The sequence below is a fragment of the Pseudomonas sp. NPDC087690 genome (assembly GCF_044743175.1).
In the GTDB taxonomy this organism is placed as follows: domain Bacteria; phylum Pseudomonadota; class Gammaproteobacteria; order Pseudomonadales; family Pseudomonadaceae; genus Aquipseudomonas.
The window spans coordinates 1,778-17,614 of sequence record NZ_JBIUVX010000064.1 but is presented as its reverse complement, the minus strand read 5'-3'; the positions used below and the strand labels follow the sequence as shown (position 1 = coordinate 17,614).

The window sequence follows — 15,837 nt, the reverse complement described above, 5'->3', positions numbered from 1 at the left end:
GTTGTTTTTGTGCCTCTTTACGTTTTGTAATTGTATACAAGTGGCTTTGCGCAGAGTGTATTCACGGCGGACGGCGCAGGTCAATCCATTTTCTCAAGCGCCTGTTTCATTCGTCGGAAGCCCTTGTGACTGTGGCTTTTCGTCGCATGTGGCGCTTTTCGAGAATTATTGTATACAAAAAAATAATTCATTGTGTTCTATTTGTTGCATCGGACTGCGGCACAAAACCGCAGCCCCACGACTTTCCCTATAACAAAATGAGGACGGCACCATGAGCGCTTTAACCTTGAAAGTCGCAGTCAACCTGGTCAACGAAGCCATCAACGCAGGGCGCGGCATCAACGCCGCGCCGCTGACCATCGCGGTACTCGATACCGGCGGCCACCTGATCACCCTGCAACGCGAAGACGGCGCCAGCCTGCTGCGCCCGAACATCGCCATCGGCAAAGCCTGGGGCGCCATCGCGCTGGGCAAAGGCTCACGCCTGCTGGCACTCGACGCGCAACAACGGCCAGCCTTCATTGCCGCACTCAACAGCATGGGCCAGGGCAGCGTCGTGCCGGCACCGGGTGGCGTGTTGATTCGGGATCAGGCGGGGAATGTGCTGGGCGCGATCGGCATCAGCGGGGATTTGTCGGATATCGATGAGCAGGTGGCGATTAAAGCGGTGGAGGCGTTGGAGTTGAGGGCGGATGCGGGGGTGGCGGCCTGACCGGAAAATAAATCAGCACGTCTGATGGCGTGATGATGACGAAGCGGGGCGGGGGTCTATAGACTGCCGCCCCTCTCGTTTATGTATCAAGGAAGATCTGCGTGAAAACGCTATTTGCCATGACGATGGCCGCCGCCATCACCCTCTGCACGCCCGTCCTGCATGCGACGGAAGCCCCCGACGCCGACGAAATCGCCTTTAACGCGCTGAGTCCGGTGGTTTCTGCACTGCTCAACGCCGACGATGTACCGGAGTTGATGGAGCGGGCCGAGAAGCTCGAAGAAACCGACACGTTGCAGGCAATTGCGGTTTACCTGGCAGCCTCCCGTGAAGATCCCAAGCAACTGCTGGCGCCTTATCAGGTGGCGGCGCTGTTTGCCCGCCGTGGCGATGATCGACTGGCGCTGCGCTATCTGCAGGAGGCCGATGACCGTGGCCTGTGGTTCGGCCCGCTGCTGGCAGGGGACGAAGACTTCTCCGAGCTCCGCGACACCGCCACCTACAAATCCGTACTGGCCAGCGCGCAGCAGCGTTACAAGAAAATCGCCGAGGGCAAGGTTGGCGCGATTTCCGTGCTCAATCCGTCGGCGAAGATCCCTGCGCCCAAAGCCTGCCGCCCGGTGGTGGTGTGGCTGCACGGTTACGGTGTCAATGGTGAGCTGGATGCAGACTACCAGCCGCTGGCCGACACCGGCGCAATCATTCTGGGGATCAACGGCACGCAAATGATCAACGCGGTCGACAGCTTCCGTTGGATCGGCCCCGGTTTCGAAGGCACCCATCAAACCGTGCAGAAAGGCCTCAAAGCCCTCGAAGCCCAGCAATGCATCGATCGCAAACGCGTGTTCCTGATGGGCTTCTCGCAAGGTTCGCAACACGCCGGCGCGCTATTGGCGCAACACCCGGACGATTACGCCGGCGCACTGCTGCTGTCACCCGGCGGCAATCAACCGACGCCCACCGAAAGCAAGGCGCGCGGCAAGCGTGTGTTTGTCATCAATGGCAAAAAAGAAGGGCCGGGCAATCTACAGATGAGCGCCGATTTCCGCCAATTGTTCAGCGACGGCAACGAGGTCAAATCCCGCACTCATGAGGCTGGACATACTTTCCCGGACGACTGGAGCACCTCGCTGCCGCAGGCGTTGCGCTGGTTGATGGGGGAGGAGGTTTGAGATGTGGGTGTATCGGTTTGATCGCTAGCGTCTGATCGATTGTCATCGCTGGCAAGCCAGCTCCCACAAGGTTTTTTGTTTTGTTCAGATTTTGTAACCAATACAAAAACCTGTGGGAGCTGGCTTGCCAGCGATGGCGGCCTGACTGACACATCAAGAAAAAAGACCAGCCCGCCGTATAGACCACAGAGGACTAGCCTTCTGATGAACCCATCATGAAGGGGCAATGGATTGCCTGATCTTCCTGCTTCACATCGTCTGCGAGCCGGTCGCTATGCCGAGCCCAACCGCATCTATCTACTGACCACGAACACTCTTGATCGAAAACCCATCTTCGCCAATTTCTCTCTGGGCAGATTGGTCGTTCATCAATTTCGTCGCGCGCAAAATGTTGGACTGGCAAAGTCGTTGGCATGGGTAGTCATGCCGGATCATTTTCATTGGTTGATTGAGCTGGAAAACTGTTCGCTCAGAAGGCTGATGAGGGAAACCAAATCTTTGATTGCTCGGGACGTGAACGAGTGCAGCGGTCGAAGCGGGCCGCTTTGGCAGCAAGGCTTTCATGATCGTGCACTGCGGCGGGAGGAGGATTTGGTGAAGATGGCGCGGTATGTAGTGGCCAACCCATTGCGGGCAGGCTTGGTGGAAAAGCTGGGTGATTATCCGCTGTGGGATGCCATTTGGATTTGATATGAAACCGAGTTGCCTTCATCGCTGGCAAGCCAGCTCCCACAGGTTTTTGTGCTGGACAAAGATTTTGCATTTCTGCATGAGTGATTGTGAGAGTTGGCAAGCCAGTTCTGTGTTGGATACAAATTTTGCAAACAACACAAATCCCTGTGGGAGCTGGCTTGCCAGCGATAGCATCACCGCGGTCTTACTGATCCGGCTCACACCCCTTCAACACCAACCGGATAATCGTTTGTGCCGCCGCCTCGTAATCCGCCTCGTCCAGCTTGTCCTTGCCGGTCACAGCAGAAATCTGCCAGTCGAAGTCGGCGTAGGTCTGGGTCGCGGCCCAGATGCTGAACATCAGGTGATTAGGGTCGATCGGGGCGATCTGGCCGCGATCAATCCAGCTCTGGATGCAGTCGATGTTGTGCTTGGCCTGGCCGTTGAGCTGCTCGACCAGGTCGGTGCTCAGGTGCGGGGCGCCGTGCATGATTTCGCTGGCGAATACTTTCGAGGCGAAGGGCAGGTCGCGGGAGATGCGGATCTTCGAGCGGATGTAGCCGCTCAGCACTTCGCTCGGCACACCGTCGGGATTGAACGGGGTCGAGGCCTGCAAAATCGGCACGATGATGCTTTCCAATACCTCGCGGTAAAGGTTTTCCTTGGACTTGAAGTAGTAGTAGACGTTGGGCTTGGGCAATCCCGCCTTGGCGGCGATGTCGCTGGTTTTGGTCGCAGCGAAGCCCTTGTCGGCAAACTCCTCACTGGCGGCACGCAGGATCAGTTCTTTGTTGCGCTCGCGGATTGTGCTCATAAACCCGGTGGTTCCTTGCCTGTTCTGGCGGTTGCGCATGGTAGCACCGGCCTCGCGCGACGCTCAAGAATGCCCCGCGTGGTCTAAGGTCGCGTTATGCTTCGCAACATTCATACATAAAAGGAAACAGGATTCATGGCAGGAAGCAGTTTGCTGGTGCTGGTCGACGATATTGCCACCGTGCTGGACGACGTGGCGTTGATGAGCAAAATGGCCGCCAAGAAGACCGCCGGCGTGCTCGGCGACGATCTTGCGCTCAACGCCCAGCAGGTCTCCGGCGTGCGTGCCGAGCGGGAAATTCCTGTGGTCTGGGCCGTGGCCAAGGGTTCGTTCGTCAATAAGCTGATTCTGGTTCCCTCGGCGCTGGCGATCAGTGCGTTCGTGCCATGGCTGGTGACGCCGCTGTTGATGGTTGGCGGTGCTTACTTGTGTTTCGAAGGGTTCGAGAAACTCGCGCACAAATTTCTGCACAGCAAGGCAGAAGACGAGATCGAACATGCGCAACTGACTGAGGCGGTAGCCGATCCGGCGACTGATCTGGTGGCGTATGAGAAAGACAAGATCAAGGGCGCGATTCGCACTGACTTCATCCTCTCGGCAGAGATTATCGCCATCACCTTGGGTACCGTGGCAACTGCCTCGCTGACGCAGCAAGTGATCGTGATGTCCGGCATTGCGATTGTGATGACGGTGGGCGTTTATGGCCTGGTGGCGGGCATCGTCAAACTCGACGATCTTGGTTTGTGGCTGACCCAGAAGCCTGGGCAGGTCGCGAAGAAAGTCGGCAGCGCCATTCTGAGCGCGGCACCGTACATGATGAAAACCCTGTCGGTGGTCGGTACGGCAGCGATGTTCCTGGTCGGCGGCGGCATCCTCACTCACGGCGTGCCGGTGGTGCATGACTGGATTGAAGGCGTAGGCGCAGCGGCCGGCAGTGTCGGGTTTGCGGTGCCGATGTTGCTCAATGGTGTGGCGGGGATTATTGCTGGCGCGGTGGTGTTGGCGGTGGTTTCTGTCGTCGGCAAAATCTGGAAAGCCCTGAAAAACTGACATTCAACACAACACCCTTGTAGGAGTGATCCTGCTCGCGATAGCGGTGTATCAGCCCCACAAGTGTCGCCTGACACACCGCTATCGCGAGCAGGCTCACTCCTACAGTTTGATCTTTTGTTGTGCCATGAAAAAGGGCCATTCGACTCGCATCGAATGGCCCTTTTTTGTACCTGCCGAAAACTATTCGGCGATCTGCAACTTGCGCGCCTCGGTATACACGTAGCGCACCTTCTCGTACTCGAACGGTGAGTTCATCTGGCCATAACGGAAGCTGGTCTGGTAGCGCTTGTCGACGGCACGCAGGGCCCAGACTTCCGGATGGTTGGAGCTGACTTCCGAGACATTGAGGAAGTTGATCGCCGATTCGGCGGTGTAGTCCACGGCCAGACCCGCGGTATCACGGATATTCGACGGGCCGAAGATCGGCAGTACGAAGTAGGCGCCACCCGGTACACCATAGAAGCCCAGGGTCTGACCGAAGTCTTCGCTCTGGCGCGGCAGGCCCATGGCGGTCGCCGGATCCCACAAGCCAGCAATACCGATGGTGGTATTGAGCAGCAGGCGTGCGGTGGTTTCCATCGAGCGCTGGCCCTTGAACTGCAACAGGCTGTTCAGCAGGTTCGGTACATCGCCGAGGTTATTGAAGAAGTTGCTTACCCCAGTGCGCACAAAGCTTGGCGTGACGTAACGATAGCCATCGACCACCGGCAGAAATACCCATTGGTCGAAGCGGTAATTGAAGTGGTAAACCCGGCGGTTCCACGATTCCAGCGGGTCATAGACGTTCAGCGCGTTGAGCGTCGAACGCTCGAATTCGCGTTGATCCAGGCCTGGGTTGAATTTGAGTTTGGACAGCGGCTCTTTGAAGCCGTCGCTGTCGACCACAACCGGCGCGTTGGCTTTACTGTTGTCGGCCTGGACCACGCCTGTGCAGAGGAGCGCAGCAATCAGCAGGAGATATTTAGCCACGGAAGAACTCCAGCATGGCGTCGCTGTTGACGCGATAGTTAATGTTGCCGCAATGGCCGCCCAGTGGATAAACGGTCAAGCGATCACCGAAGGTCTTGCGCAGGAAGCCGAGGTCGCCCGGGCCGAGGATCACGTCGTCGGCGTTGTGCATTACGGCGATTTTCGGGCTGTCGTGCAGGTAATCCTTGAGCGCGTACAGGCTGACCTGATCGATCAGTTGCAGCAGGCTGCCGCCGTCGGTGCGTGCACGCCACATCGGAATCACCTGATCGGTCAGGTAGCAATCGAAGTCGCATTGCAGCGCACGCTTGAGGAACGGCGTGAGGCTGGTGCCTTCGGTGATGGGGAATTTCGGTGGCGTGATCAGGCCGCGACGGTTGATCAGGTCCGACGTGAAGGCAATGTCGGCCGCCGAGAAACGGAACGAGGTGCCGATCAGCATCGCCATCTGTTCGTTGGTCAGGTGCTGCTTGGACTGCTGGAAGTCGTAAAGCAATGCATCGTTGAGGTCGATGTAGCCTTTCTGCTGGAAGTAGCGAGTCAACTTGCTCAGCACCAACTCATAGAACGTGGTGCTGGTGTTGATACCTTTAACTTCGGTTTGCACCAGTTTGTCGAGGTTGGTGATCGAGGTGTAGAGGTTCACCGGCGGATTGAGCAGCAGGACTTTCTTGAAGTTGAAGCTACGACGGGTTTCGTCCAGGTGCGCAACGAATGCAGCATCAAGGGCGCCGAGGCTGTAGCCGGTCAGGTAATACTCGGTCACTGGCACTTTCGGATTTTGCGCGCGCACGGCCTGCATCACCCGGTACATGTCTTCGGCGTCTTCTTTGGTCACGCCCGGCGTGGCGAAGCGCGAGGCGGCACTGATGAAGTCGAAACTGGTCGGCGACGACAGCTGCACGACGTGGTAGCCGGCCTTGTAGTAGAGCTTTTTCAGGTATTCGTTGAGTGTGCTGTCATAACGCGCGCCGGTGCCTGCGATCAGGAAGATCAACGGCGCCGGCTTGTCCTGGGTGGCGATGCGGTAGGTGAGCTTTTTTACCGCCCAGAAGTTGTCCGGCAAGATGAACTCTCGCTCCGGGCGCAACGTCAGGCTGCGGTCCGACTGATTGATGTCGTCGTCCAGCGGCAATTCCGGGCGCAAGTCCGGCGGCGTCGTGGCGATGGTCGCCTCGAACGGGTTGGTCAGGGGGTAGCCATAACTGGCGGCATCGATATCCACCGCCAGTGCGGACGCACTCAAAATAAGGCCGCTGAACAGCGCGGCGAAGCGCAAGGAACGGAGCATGACTAGATCCCTTAGAGGAAGGTGCCGAATGAAGTTCGCAGGCTATGACCACCGGGTTTGCGCCAAAGTGCCATGCTGCGGCACCAAACAGGCAGAATTCGGAGTAATAGTAGCTGGACGATACACTTTGCACCGACTGAATGAACAGTTAACAGTTGTTAGTTCTTGCACACGGCTGGCGGCAGATTAAGCTGGCCGACGATTTCCGAAGATTGGAGTGTTTCATGTCCCGCCGCTTGCCCGTGATTTTGCTGCTTGTTCTGTTGCCGTTGTGGCTGGCTGCCAGTTATGCCGCGCGGTATGGCTTTATGGAGGACGGGCAGTGGGTCGGTATCTGCGTGGATGAGGCCAGCCGCTGGGAATGTCAGGTGCGTTCCAACCTTGGATTGATGATTCACTTCAAGGTGTTGGGCTGGGCAGCGTTGGGGGCGGCGTTGGTCGGTTTTGTCTTGCCCGGGCGGGCAGGGTGGTGGCTGGCGGTACTGGCGCTGGTGTTCGGGGTGCCGGCGCTGGCGTTGTACAACACGACGTTGGCGGTGTTTGCGTTGGTGATTGCCGGGTTGCGGTTGGTCCGCGAGTCCCGTAGCGCCTGATCGTCAGCTATCGCGAGCAGGCTCACTCCTACAAGGAGAACGCATTCCAAACTGTAGGAGTGAGCCTGCTCGCGATGGGGCATTTCAGTCGATGAATATTAAATCTTGTGAACGCGCAGGCACCGCCACAAAGCAGCCACCATCAACACACTCACCAACGCCCAGCCCCACGCCTGCTGATTCTGCAACCCTTCCTGATACAACTGCGGCGCAATCCCCGCACCAACAATAAACGTCAGCAGAGCAATTTCGCGACGCGGCACACTCACCGGACGGCACAGATACACCAGCGCCGGCAGCACGAACGCCATGCTGGCAAAGCTGCGATAACGCGGATCGAAGACCATCTCGAGCATCATCACCGCCGCAGCAAAACCTGCCGCCGCAACCAGCCAGCCGGCACGCCGATCCAGCAGATTGAACGCACGTTGACGCCAGCCAGTACGCGCACTGAGCGCCAGCGCCGCATGTGCCAACACCAACAGGTTCAACGCTGTCAGCAAGCCGACCCACAGCCATTCGCCGGTAAACCTTGTGGTCACTCGCGCCAGATCACCCCAGGCGCCAATCGAGCAAGCGCCGAGGGCGCCCAGCAGCGGCAACACCAGCGCCGAGCGCGTGGTGCGAACGCGACCGCCAAGGATCAGTGTGCCAAGGAAAATCAACCCGCCGACCGCCAGCCATTCCTTCCAGAACGGCACATTCGTCACCGGCCCGGCGAGTACGCCTTTGTCCTGACGATCAGCATCGAACAGCCCCCAGTAACCGCCCACCGCGCCTTCACTGCCGCGCTTCCACGGTTGGTCAAACGCTTCGATCAGGTTGTAATGCCAGCCTTCTTGCTCGGCCATTGCGACAAAACCACGAATGAATTTGGCCTCGTTGACCCGGCTCGGCAGGGCGGTTTCGCGCTGACGGCCTTCGCTCGGCCAGCCGGTTTCGCCGATCATCACGTCTTTGGGCGCGAATTTATTGCCGAACACCTGGCGAACTTGCGCGACATGTTGCAGAGCTGCGTCGATGTTTGACGGGTCATCTTCCCAGTACGGCAATAAGTGAATGGTCAGGAAGTCCACTGCTGGCGCGACTTCCGGATGCTTGAGCCAGAACTCCCAGACGTCGGCGTAAGTGACCGGTTGCTTGATCTGGCTCTTGACCTTGTTGATCAGGCGGACCAGTTGCGTGCCGGTAACTTCTTTGCGCAGCAAGGCTTCGTTGCCGACGATCACCGCGCTGACCACGTCCGGGTTGGCGTTGGCCGAGGCGATCAGCAGGTCGACTTCTTTCTCGGTGTCCACCGGGTTGCTGTTGACCCAGGCGCCGATCATCAATTTCAAGCCGTGTTTGCGCGCCAGATCCGGCAGCGCCTCGAGGCCTGTCATCGAATAGGTGCGAATGCACTCAAAGCGTGTCGCCAGCAATGCGAGGTCGGCGTCCATGCGCTCGGGGCGCAGCTTGAATGGCACGTCGAACGGCGATTGGTCTTTGTCGAACGGCGTGTAGGACGCGCATTGCAGCTTGTGCGTCGGCGTCGCAGCGTCCGGCAGTATCACCGGTTTGCCGAGGCCGTACCAGAAGCCACCGAGGGCAAACAGGCCCAGCAGGCAGGCAAATAAATAAGCAGGGAAAGGAAAGCGGGACGTCGCGGACATGGTCGGGCCGAGTGGCTGCAAAGCGACGCATGTTACCTGCATTTATAGAGAGGTTGGTGGCCTGCATGATTTGCACATGCAAAGTTCGGGCGGATTATTTGGCGTCATTTATAAAGCCGCGATTAATGGCCTTCTGATGTCGTTTCTCGTTGCCTTGAGGTCGCTGACAGAGCAGGTCGCCTGAGGCGTCAGGTTGATGATCAAGGCATCAGTACTCCGCTGATGTTCGAGTTGGTTTGCGGTCAGGCGTGATGGGGGCGCTGTGCACCATAACAATACGTTGACGATGCCCGGCATCCGTCGGGCGCAGCATTTCGGGGAAGTAACGATGAAGATGCGACGACTTTTAGGCGCAGGTGCCGCTCTGGTGCTTGCGATGAGCTCCACTTTCGCCAGCGCAGAAAAACAGACCCTGAACATCGGTTACGTTGACGGCTGGTCCGACAGCGTCGCGACCACCCACGTGGCGGCCGAAGTGATCAAACAGAAACTCGGCTACGACGTTAAGCTGCAAGCCGTCGCCACCGGGATCATGTGGCAGGGCGTTGCCACCGGCAAACTCGACGCCATGCTCTCGGCCTGGCTGCCTGTGACCCACGGTGAATACTGGACGAAGAACAAGGATCTGGTCGTCGACTACGGCCCGAACTTCAAGGATGCAAAAATCGGCCTGATCGTGCCGGAATACGTAAAAGCCAAGTCGATCGAAGATCTGAAAACCGATGACACCTTCAAAAACCGTATCGTCGGCATCGACGCCGGTTCAGGCGTAATGCTCAAGACCGATCAGGCGATCAAGGATTACGGCCTCGACAAGTATTCGCTCAAAGCCAGTTCCGGCGCCGGCATGATTGCCGAGCTGACCCGTGCCGAGAAGAAAAACGAATCCATCGCCGTCACCGGTTGGGTGCCGCACTGGATGTTCGCCAAGTGGAAACTGCGCTTCCTCGACGACCCGAAAGGCGTGTACGGCGCAGCTGAAACCGTGAACAGCATCGGCAGCAAAGAACTGGCGACCAAGGCGCCGGAAGTGGCCAAGTTCCTGAAGAACTTCCAGTGGGCGTCGAAAGACGAAATCGGCGAAGTGATGCTGGCGATTCAGGACGGTGCCAAGCCTGACGCAGCGGCCAAGGATTGGGTCGCCAAGCACCCGGATCGCGTGGCTGACTGGACCAAATAAAAGCAACACCGCCGTACCTCTGTAGGAGTGAGCCTGCTCGCGATAGCGTCCTGTCAGTTGATGAAAATGTCGACTGATACGACGCCATCGCGAGCAGGCTCACTCCTACAGTTGTTTTGGGTGTACCGAAGAATGGCGATTACGTCATGGCGTTCTACTACTAAGGTCGTCTGTTCCCGCTCCCGCAGCCGCATACATTAGCTATGTTCCAACAATAATTTGTGCTGCGAGGATAAAAACAATGAACGACAGCATTTACCTCTCGATTCAAAACAGTCCCCGATTCAAGGAGCTGGTACAGAAAAGGGAACGATTCGCCTGGATTCTCTCGGCAATCATGCTCGGGCTTTACTCCGCATTCATCCTTCTGATTGCTTACGGGCCGCATATTCTGGGCGCGAAGATCAGTCCTGAATCATCCATAACCTGGGGTATCCCGATCGGTGTCGGGCTGATTCTGTCTGCCTTCATCCTGACCGGTATCTACGTGCGCCGCGCCAATGGCGAGTTTGACGACCTGAACAATGCGATTCTCAAGGAGGCTCAGCAATGATCCGGCGTCTACTGGCTTTATTGAGCGTTGCAGCGTTCGCACCGGGTGTCTGGGCGGCTGACGCGTTGACGGGAGAGGTGGCCAAACAGCCGCTGAACATTCCCGCGATCCTGATGTTCGTCGCCTTCGTTGGCGCGACGTTGTACATCACCTACTGGGCCTCGAAGAAAAACAACTCGGCGGCCGACTACTATGCGGCGGGCGGCAAGATCACCGGTTTCCAGAACGGTCTGGCGATTGCCGGTGACTACATGTCGGCGGCGTCCTTTCTGGGGATTTCCGCGCTGGTGTTCACCTCCGGCTACGATGGCCTGATCTACTCGATCGGCTTCCTGGTGGGCTGGCCGATCATTCTGTTTCTGATCGCCGAGCGTCTGCGTAACCTGGGTAAATACACCTTTGCCGACGTGGCGTCCTACCGCCTCGGGCAAACCCAGATTCGCACCCTGTCTGCCTGCGGTTCGCTGGTGGTGGTGGCGTTCTACCTGATTGCGCAAATGGTTGGTGCCGGCAAGCTGATTCAGCTGTTGTTCGGTCTGGACTACCACGTTGCGGTGATTCTGGTTGGCGTGCTGATGTGCATGTACGTGCTGTTCGGCGGCATGCTGGCGACCACCTGGGTGCAGATCATCAAGGCTGTGCTGTTGCTGTCCGGTGCCTCGTTCATGGCGCTGATGGTGATGAAGCACGTAGGCTTTGACTTCAACACATTGTTCTCCGAAGCGATCAAGGTTCACGCCAAGGGCGAAGCGATCATGAGCCCGGGCGGTCTGGTCAAGGACCCGATTTCGGCTTTCTCGCTGGGTCTGGCGCTGATGTTCGGTACTGCTGGCCTGCCACACATTCTGATGCGCTTCTTCACCGTGAGTGACGCAAAAGAAGCCCGCAAGAGCGTGCTCTACGCAACTGGCTTCATTGGTTACTTCTACATCCTGACCTTCATCATCGGCTTCGGCGCGATCCTGCTGGTCAGCACTAACCCGGCCTTCAAAGATGCGGCTGGCGCGCTGTTGGGCGGCAACAACATGGCGGCGGTGCACCTGGCCAACGCGGTCGGTGGCAGTATCTTCCTCGGCTTTATCTCGGCGGTGGCGTTCGCGACCATTCTGGCGGTTGTTGCCGGTCTGACGCTGGCCGGTGCTTCGGCGGTTTCTCACGACCTGTATGCCAGTGTGATCAAGAAGGGCAAGGCGAACGAGAAGGACGAGATTCGCGTTTCGAAGATCACCACCATTGCCTTGGCGGTGTTGGCGATCGGCTTGGGCATCCTGTTTGAAAGCCAGAACATTGCGTTCATGGTTGGCTTGGCGTTCTCGATCGCGGCGAGCTGTAACTTCCCGGTACTGCTGCTTTCGATGTACTGGAAGAAGCTGACCACCCGTGGCGCGATGATTGGCGGCTGGTTGGGTCTGGTGAGTGCGGTTGGCTTGATGATCCTCGGCCCGACCATCTGGGTGCAGATTCTGCATCATGAGAAGGCGATCTTCCCTTACGAGTACCCGGCGCTGTTCTCGATGATCATTGCCTTTGTGGGGATCTGGTTATTCTCGATCACTGACAAGTCGGCGGCAGCGGACAAAGAGCGGGCGCTGTTCTTCCCGCAGTTTGTGCGTTCGCAGACTGGGTTGGGGGCGAGCGGGGCGGTTTCGCATTGATGGTTTGATCGTTGTTTAATGTTGTGCTGAATGCCCCGGTTGAGAGATCGGGGCATTTTTTGTGGGCGGTTATCGGACTTTGGTGTGTTTTTTAATGGGTGTATATCCGTTGCTGCGGTAACGGCTGATTAGGGTTTCGCCCTTACGGCGACTCACTTTTTTTCAAACGCCGGAATGCCGGCCCAGCAAAAAGTAAGCAAAAAACGCTTGCTCCTACGTGCGGCCCGCTCGCTGGGGCTCGGGGTTCCTTCGCTGCGGGATCGATCCGGGCGCAGCGCCTACGGTTTGCTGCGCTGCACCTCCTCTCGCTGTGTTTGGCTTCGCCAAACGGTCGCTGCGCTCCCACGCCCGGATCAACCCCTCCACTCAGCCTTCCGACGTCGCCCGAGGATCAAGATCAAGAGCAGGCGAGCTGACACTCGGCCTATTGAGTGGTTAAGGGCGGATGTTCGGCTTTTGATTTGCGTTGTTGCTGCCCCTCACCCCAGCCCTCTCCCGAGGGAGAGGGGGCCGATTTGTGGGCTTTTCAGAATTTGAGTTCAACACGGTATCGCACATCGGCGTAGCTCTTCCAGTCCACGCGGTCAGTCCCCTCTCCCTCCGGGAGAGGGTTAGGGTGAGGGGCTTTTGATCTGTTTCAGAATCTGAGTTCGACTCGGTATTTCACGTGGGCGTACCTCCCCCAAACATCGCGATCAGTCCCCTCTCCCTACGGGCGGTCCGACGTTTCGGGAGGGCTAGGGTGAGGGGCTCTTGATCTGGCTTGTGATCTTGCTTTGGCTTTGGCTTTGGCTTTGGCTTTGGCTTTGGCTTTGGCTTTGGCTTGGCTTTGGCTTTTGATTTTTTGCCCCATCGGCAGGCCGAGCGGAGGTGTTCATCCGGGGGGGTAGGCGCGCAGCGCCGTGCGGCGAAGCCGCATTCATCGAGAGGAGGTGCAGCGAAGCAAACCGTAGGCGATGTCCCCGGATGGACACCGTAGCGAGGGAACACTGAGCCTCAGCGAAGTGCCGTACGCCGGGGCAAGCCTTTTTGGTTACTTTTCGCTGGGCCGGCACTCCGGCGTCTGGAAAAAGTGACTCGCTGTAAGAGCGAAACCGCCAGCGGCAGCACCCGCAGCAACGGATATGCCCCCAAACCCCGAAACCAGTCGGCCCACAGGCCGCTGAAACCGAACAAACAAAAACGGCCCCTATATAAATAGAGGCCGTTCCCGATACAACGCTAAGAAATTATCGCAAGACAAATCTTATTTACGGTCTTCCAGCTTGGAAATATCACGCGACTCGTAACCAGTGTACAACTGGCGCGGACGGCCAATCTTGTACGGGCTGGAGAGCATCTCTTTCCAGTGCGAAATCCAGCCAACAGTACGTGCCAGCGCGAAAATCACAGTAAACATGCTGGTCGGAATGCCGATCGCCTTGAGGATGATCCCCGAGTAGAAGTCGACGTTCGGGTACAGCGAGCGCTCGATGAAGTACGGGTCGGTCAGGGCGATCTCTTCCAGGCGCATGGCCAGTTCGAGTTGCGGATCGTTGTTGATGCCCAGTTCCTTGAGTACTTCGTCGCAGGTCTGCTTCATTACAGTCGCGCGAGGATCGCGGTTCTTGTAAACGCGGTGACCGAAGCCCATCAGTTTGAACGGATCGTTCTTGTCCTTGGCCTTGGCGATGAACTTGTCGATGTTCGAAACATCGCCAATCTCGTCAAGCATGGTCAGCACGGCTTCGTTCGCACCGCCGTGGGCAGGGCCCCACAGTGCGGCGATACCGGCGGCGATACAGGCGAACGGGTTGGCGCCCGAAGAGCCGGCCAGACGCACGGTGGAAGTCGATGCGTTCTGCTCGTGGTCGGCATGGAGGATGAAGATCCGGTCCATGGCCTTGGCGAGTACCGGGCTGATCGGTTTGATCTCGCACGGGGTGTTGAACATCATGTGCAGTAAGTTTTCCGCGTACGTCAGGACGTTGCGCGGTTACATCATGGGTTGGCCCATGGAGTACTTGTAAACCATCGCTGCCAGGGTCGGCATCTTGGCAACCAGACGGATCGCGGAGATTTCGCGATGCTGCGGGTTATTGATGTCGAGGGAGTCGTGGTAGAAGGCCGAGAGGGCGCCGACTACACCGCACATGACGGCCATCGGGTGGGCGTCACGACGGAAGCCGTTGAAGAAGGTTTTCAGCTGCTCGTGAACCATGGTGTGGTTTTTCACGGTGCTGACGAACTGGGCCTTCTGTTCTGCGGTCGGCAGTTCGCCGTTGAGCAGCAGATAGCAGGTTTCCAGGTAGTCCGACTTTTCAGCCAGCTGTTCGATCGGGTAGCCGCGGTGCAACAGAATGCCGTTGTCGCCGTCGATATAGGTAATCTTCGATTCGCACGAGGCGGTCGACATGAAACCCGGGTCGAAAGTGAAGCGGCCCGTGGCCGTCAGGCCCCGAACATCAATAACATCGGGACCAACGGTGCCGGTTAAAATGGGCAGCTCGACGGGGGCTGCGCCCTCGATGATCAACTGCGCTTTTTTGTCAGCCATGTGGCCTCCTATTTATGCTTGAACCATCAGACAGACCCCCCACGCAGGGCCCGCACCACTATAGTGAGATAAATTCGAATGTCAATTTGCCTAAAGTCTTGCTCCAGAAGGCTTTAAGCGCTCTTTTTCCTCGAAATTGACTGCCATTTACGCCTTTTATGCAACTTGTGCAATCAGCTATTGGGGGTAGGTGATTGCGTTGTCATTAGTAGCCTAACTGTCTATACTCGGCCACCGACCGCCAGGGGCTTTTGGGCCTGCTTTATTGGGGGTCGCATCCCTGGGTGGTGGTTACCTGACCAGTGCACTCCCCAACAACTTTGCCCTGATTGTTAGGGGCTCTTCAGTGTGAAAAAAAAGCCGTGAAAAGCCAACGACCTGTAAACCTAGACCTAAGGACCATCAAACTCCCCATCACCGGCGTTACGTCGTTTCTTCACCGTGTTTCCGGCATCATCCTCTTCCTGGGTATCGGCTTCATGCTTTATGCATTGGGCAAATCTCTGGGTTCCGAGGAAGGTTTTGCCGAAGTGAAGGCATGCTTGACCAGCCCGCTGGCCAAGTTCGTAGCATGGGGCCTCCTGTCCGCTCTGCTGTATCACCTGGTAGCCGGTGTGCGCCACTTGATCATGGACATGGGCATCGGTGAGACGCTGGAAGGCGGCCGCCTGGGCTCGAAAATTATCATCGCCGTTTCCGTGGTGTTGATCGTTCTGGCAGGAGTTTGGATATGGTAACCAGCGTTACGAACCTTTCGCGTTCGGGCCTCTATGACTGGATGGCGCAACGTGTGTCTGCGGTTGTTCTCGCGGCTTATTTCATCTTCCTGATCGGATACCTTGCAGCGAATCCGGGCATTGGCTACGACCAGTGGCACGGCCTGTTCGCTCACAACGGGATGCGTATCTTCAGTCTGCTGGCCCTCGTTGCCCTTGGCGCTCACGCCTGGGTCGGCATGTGGACCATCGCGACCGACTACCTGACG

The 15,837-nt window shown here is 57.7% G+C and carries 14 protein-coding genes and 1 pseudogene; 10 read left to right on the top strand and 5 right to left on the bottom strand.

The genetic code is table 11. The annotated features are described in order from the left end of the window. Nucleotides 1–271: 271 nt before the first annotated feature. From ACIPIZ_RS28255 to ACIPIZ_RS28245, 3 genes are all read left to right on the top strand, one after another. Nucleotides 272–712, top strand: coding sequence for a heme-binding protein (locus ACIPIZ_RS28255; RefSeq protein WP_038363926.1), 441 nt, complete (start codon nt 272–274; stop codon nt 710–712). A 101-nt stretch (nt 713–813) separates the two neighbouring features. Further along, nucleotides 814–1,884: an alpha/beta hydrolase gene (locus ACIPIZ_RS28250; RefSeq protein ID WP_146117578.1), complete on the top strand. Its 1,071-nt coding sequence runs from the start codon at nt 814–816 to the stop codon at nt 1,882–1,884. Between the two features lie 231 nt (nt 1,885–2,115). Then, nucleotides 2,116–2,574 (top strand): REP-associated tyrosine transposase, encoded by a 459-nt coding sequence (locus ACIPIZ_RS28245; RefSeq protein ID WP_064390897.1) that lies wholly within the window; start codon nt 2,116–2,118, stop codon nt 2,572–2,574. Nucleotides 2,575–2,761: 187 nt separating this feature from the next. Here ACIPIZ_RS28245 and ACIPIZ_RS28240 read toward each other — a convergent pair whose 3' ends face one another. Continuing rightward, nucleotides 2,762–3,370 carry a TetR/AcrR family transcriptional regulator gene (locus ACIPIZ_RS28240; protein ID WP_064390898.1) on the bottom strand — a complete coding sequence of 203 codons (609 nt, stop codon included), beginning with the start codon at nt 3,368–3,370 and terminating at the stop codon, nt 2,762–2,764. 135 nt (nt 3,371–3,505) lie between these two features. On the opposite strand from ACIPIZ_RS28240, the gene ACIPIZ_RS28235 reads away from it, so the two are divergent. Next, a complete protein-coding gene (locus tag ACIPIZ_RS28235) occupies nt 3,506–4,420 on the top strand; it encodes a DUF808 domain-containing protein (RefSeq protein WP_401168744.1) in 915 nt (304 codons plus the stop codon). Nucleotides 4,421–4,603: 183 nt separating this feature from the next. Here the strand turns inward: ACIPIZ_RS28235 and ACIPIZ_RS28230 are convergent, their stop codons facing one another. Next, entirely contained in the window at nt 4,604–5,392 is a 789-nt protein-coding gene (locus ACIPIZ_RS28230) for a VacJ family lipoprotein (RefSeq protein WP_064390900.1), read from the bottom strand. Then, entirely contained in the window at nt 5,385–6,683 is a 1,299-nt protein-coding gene (locus ACIPIZ_RS28225) for a hypothetical protein (RefSeq protein ID WP_064390901.1), read from the bottom strand. Before ACIPIZ_RS28225 ends, ACIPIZ_RS28230 begins: the two co-directional genes overlap by 8 nt. A gap of 224 nt (nt 6,684–6,907) precedes the next feature. Here ACIPIZ_RS28225 and ACIPIZ_RS28220 point away from each other — a divergent pair, with 224 nt between their 5' ends. Then, complete coding sequence (locus ACIPIZ_RS28220; protein ID WP_064390902.1) at nt 6,908–7,276, top strand: hypothetical protein; 369 nt, start codon at nt 6,908–6,910, stop codon at nt 7,274–7,276. 98 nt (nt 7,277–7,374) lie between these two features. Here ACIPIZ_RS28220 and ACIPIZ_RS28215 read toward each other — a convergent pair whose 3' ends face one another. Beyond that, nucleotides 7,375–8,970: a glycosyl hydrolase family 17 protein gene (locus ACIPIZ_RS28215; protein ID WP_401168739.1), complete on the bottom strand. Its 1,596-nt coding sequence runs from the start codon at nt 8,968–8,970 to the stop codon at nt 7,375–7,377. Nucleotides 8,971–9,256: 286 nt separating this feature from the next. Between ACIPIZ_RS28215 and ACIPIZ_RS28210 the strand changes: the two genes are divergently transcribed. The 3 genes from ACIPIZ_RS28210 to ACIPIZ_RS28200 all read left to right on the top strand — a co-directional run bounded on the left by ACIPIZ_RS28210 (nt 9,257) and on the right by ACIPIZ_RS28200 (nt 12,316). Next, nucleotides 9,257–10,108, top strand: coding sequence for a glycine betaine ABC transporter substrate-binding protein (locus tag ACIPIZ_RS28210; protein ID WP_105709413.1), 852 nt, complete (start codon nt 9,257–9,259; stop codon nt 10,106–10,108). Nucleotides 10,109–10,349: 241 nt separating this feature from the next. Next, the gene (locus tag ACIPIZ_RS28205; protein WP_016987516.1) at nt 10,350–10,661 is read left to right on the top strand and encodes a DUF485 domain-containing protein; all 312 of its coding nucleotides are present in this window, start codon (nt 10,350–10,352) and stop codon (nt 10,659–10,661) included. Then, nucleotides 10,658–12,316 (top strand): cation acetate symporter, encoded by a 1,659-nt coding sequence (locus tag ACIPIZ_RS28200; RefSeq protein WP_064390905.1) that lies wholly within the window; start codon nt 10,658–10,660, stop codon nt 12,314–12,316. Before ACIPIZ_RS28205 ends, ACIPIZ_RS28200 begins: the two co-directional genes overlap by 4 nt. Nucleotides 12,317–13,562: 1,246 nt before the next feature. On the opposite strand, the pseudogene gltA reads toward ACIPIZ_RS28200, so the two are convergent. Beyond that, nucleotides 13,563–14,852: pseudogene (gltA, locus tag ACIPIZ_RS28195) on the bottom strand (citrate synthase). A gap of 362 nt (nt 14,853–15,214) precedes the next feature. On the opposite strand from gltA, the gene sdhC reads away from it, so the two are divergent. Beyond that, a complete protein-coding gene (sdhC, locus tag ACIPIZ_RS28190; protein ID WP_034156251.1) occupies nt 15,215–15,589 on the top strand; it encodes a succinate dehydrogenase, cytochrome b556 subunit in 375 nt (124 codons plus the stop codon). Beyond that, nucleotides 15,583–15,837 (top strand): succinate dehydrogenase, hydrophobic membrane anchor protein (sdhD, locus tag ACIPIZ_RS28185; protein WP_401168734.1); only part of this gene is annotated, 255 nt, incomplete at its 3' end. The genes sdhC and sdhD, both read left to right, overlap by 7 nt.

What these genes read in the sequence shown, in the direction of transcription:
- ACIPIZ_RS28255 (WP_038363926.1), top strand. Translation starts at nt 272, where the DNA reads ATGAGCGCTTTAACCTTGAAAGTCGCAGTCAACCTGGTCAACGAAGCC.
- ACIPIZ_RS28240 (WP_064390898.1), bottom strand. Translation starts at nt 3,370, where the DNA reads ATGAGCACAATCCGCGAGCGCAACAAAGAACTGATCCTGCGTGCCGCC.
- ACIPIZ_RS28235 (WP_401168744.1), top strand. Translation starts at nt 3,506, where the DNA reads ATGGCAGGAAGCAGTTTGCTGGTGCTGGTCGACGATATTGCCACCGTG.
- ACIPIZ_RS28225 (WP_064390901.1), bottom strand. Translation starts at nt 6,683, where the DNA reads ATGCTCCGTTCCTTGCGCTTCGCCGCGCTGTTCAGCGGCCTTATTTTG.
- ACIPIZ_RS28220 (WP_064390902.1), top strand. Translation starts at nt 6,908, where the DNA reads ATGTCCCGCCGCTTGCCCGTGATTTTGCTGCTTGTTCTGTTGCCGTTG.
- ACIPIZ_RS28215 (WP_401168739.1), bottom strand. Translation starts at nt 8,970, where the DNA reads ATGCAGGTAACATGCGTCGCTTTGCAGCCACTCGGCCCGACCATGTCC.
- ACIPIZ_RS28210 (WP_105709413.1), top strand. Translation starts at nt 9,257, where the DNA reads ATGAAGATGCGACGACTTTTAGGCGCAGGTGCCGCTCTGGTGCTTGCG.
- ACIPIZ_RS28205 (WP_016987516.1), top strand. Translation starts at nt 10,350, where the DNA reads ATGAACGACAGCATTTACCTCTCGATTCAAAACAGTCCCCGATTCAAG.
- ACIPIZ_RS28200 (WP_064390905.1), top strand. Translation starts at nt 10,658, where the DNA reads ATGATCCGGCGTCTACTGGCTTTATTGAGCGTTGCAGCGTTCGCACCG.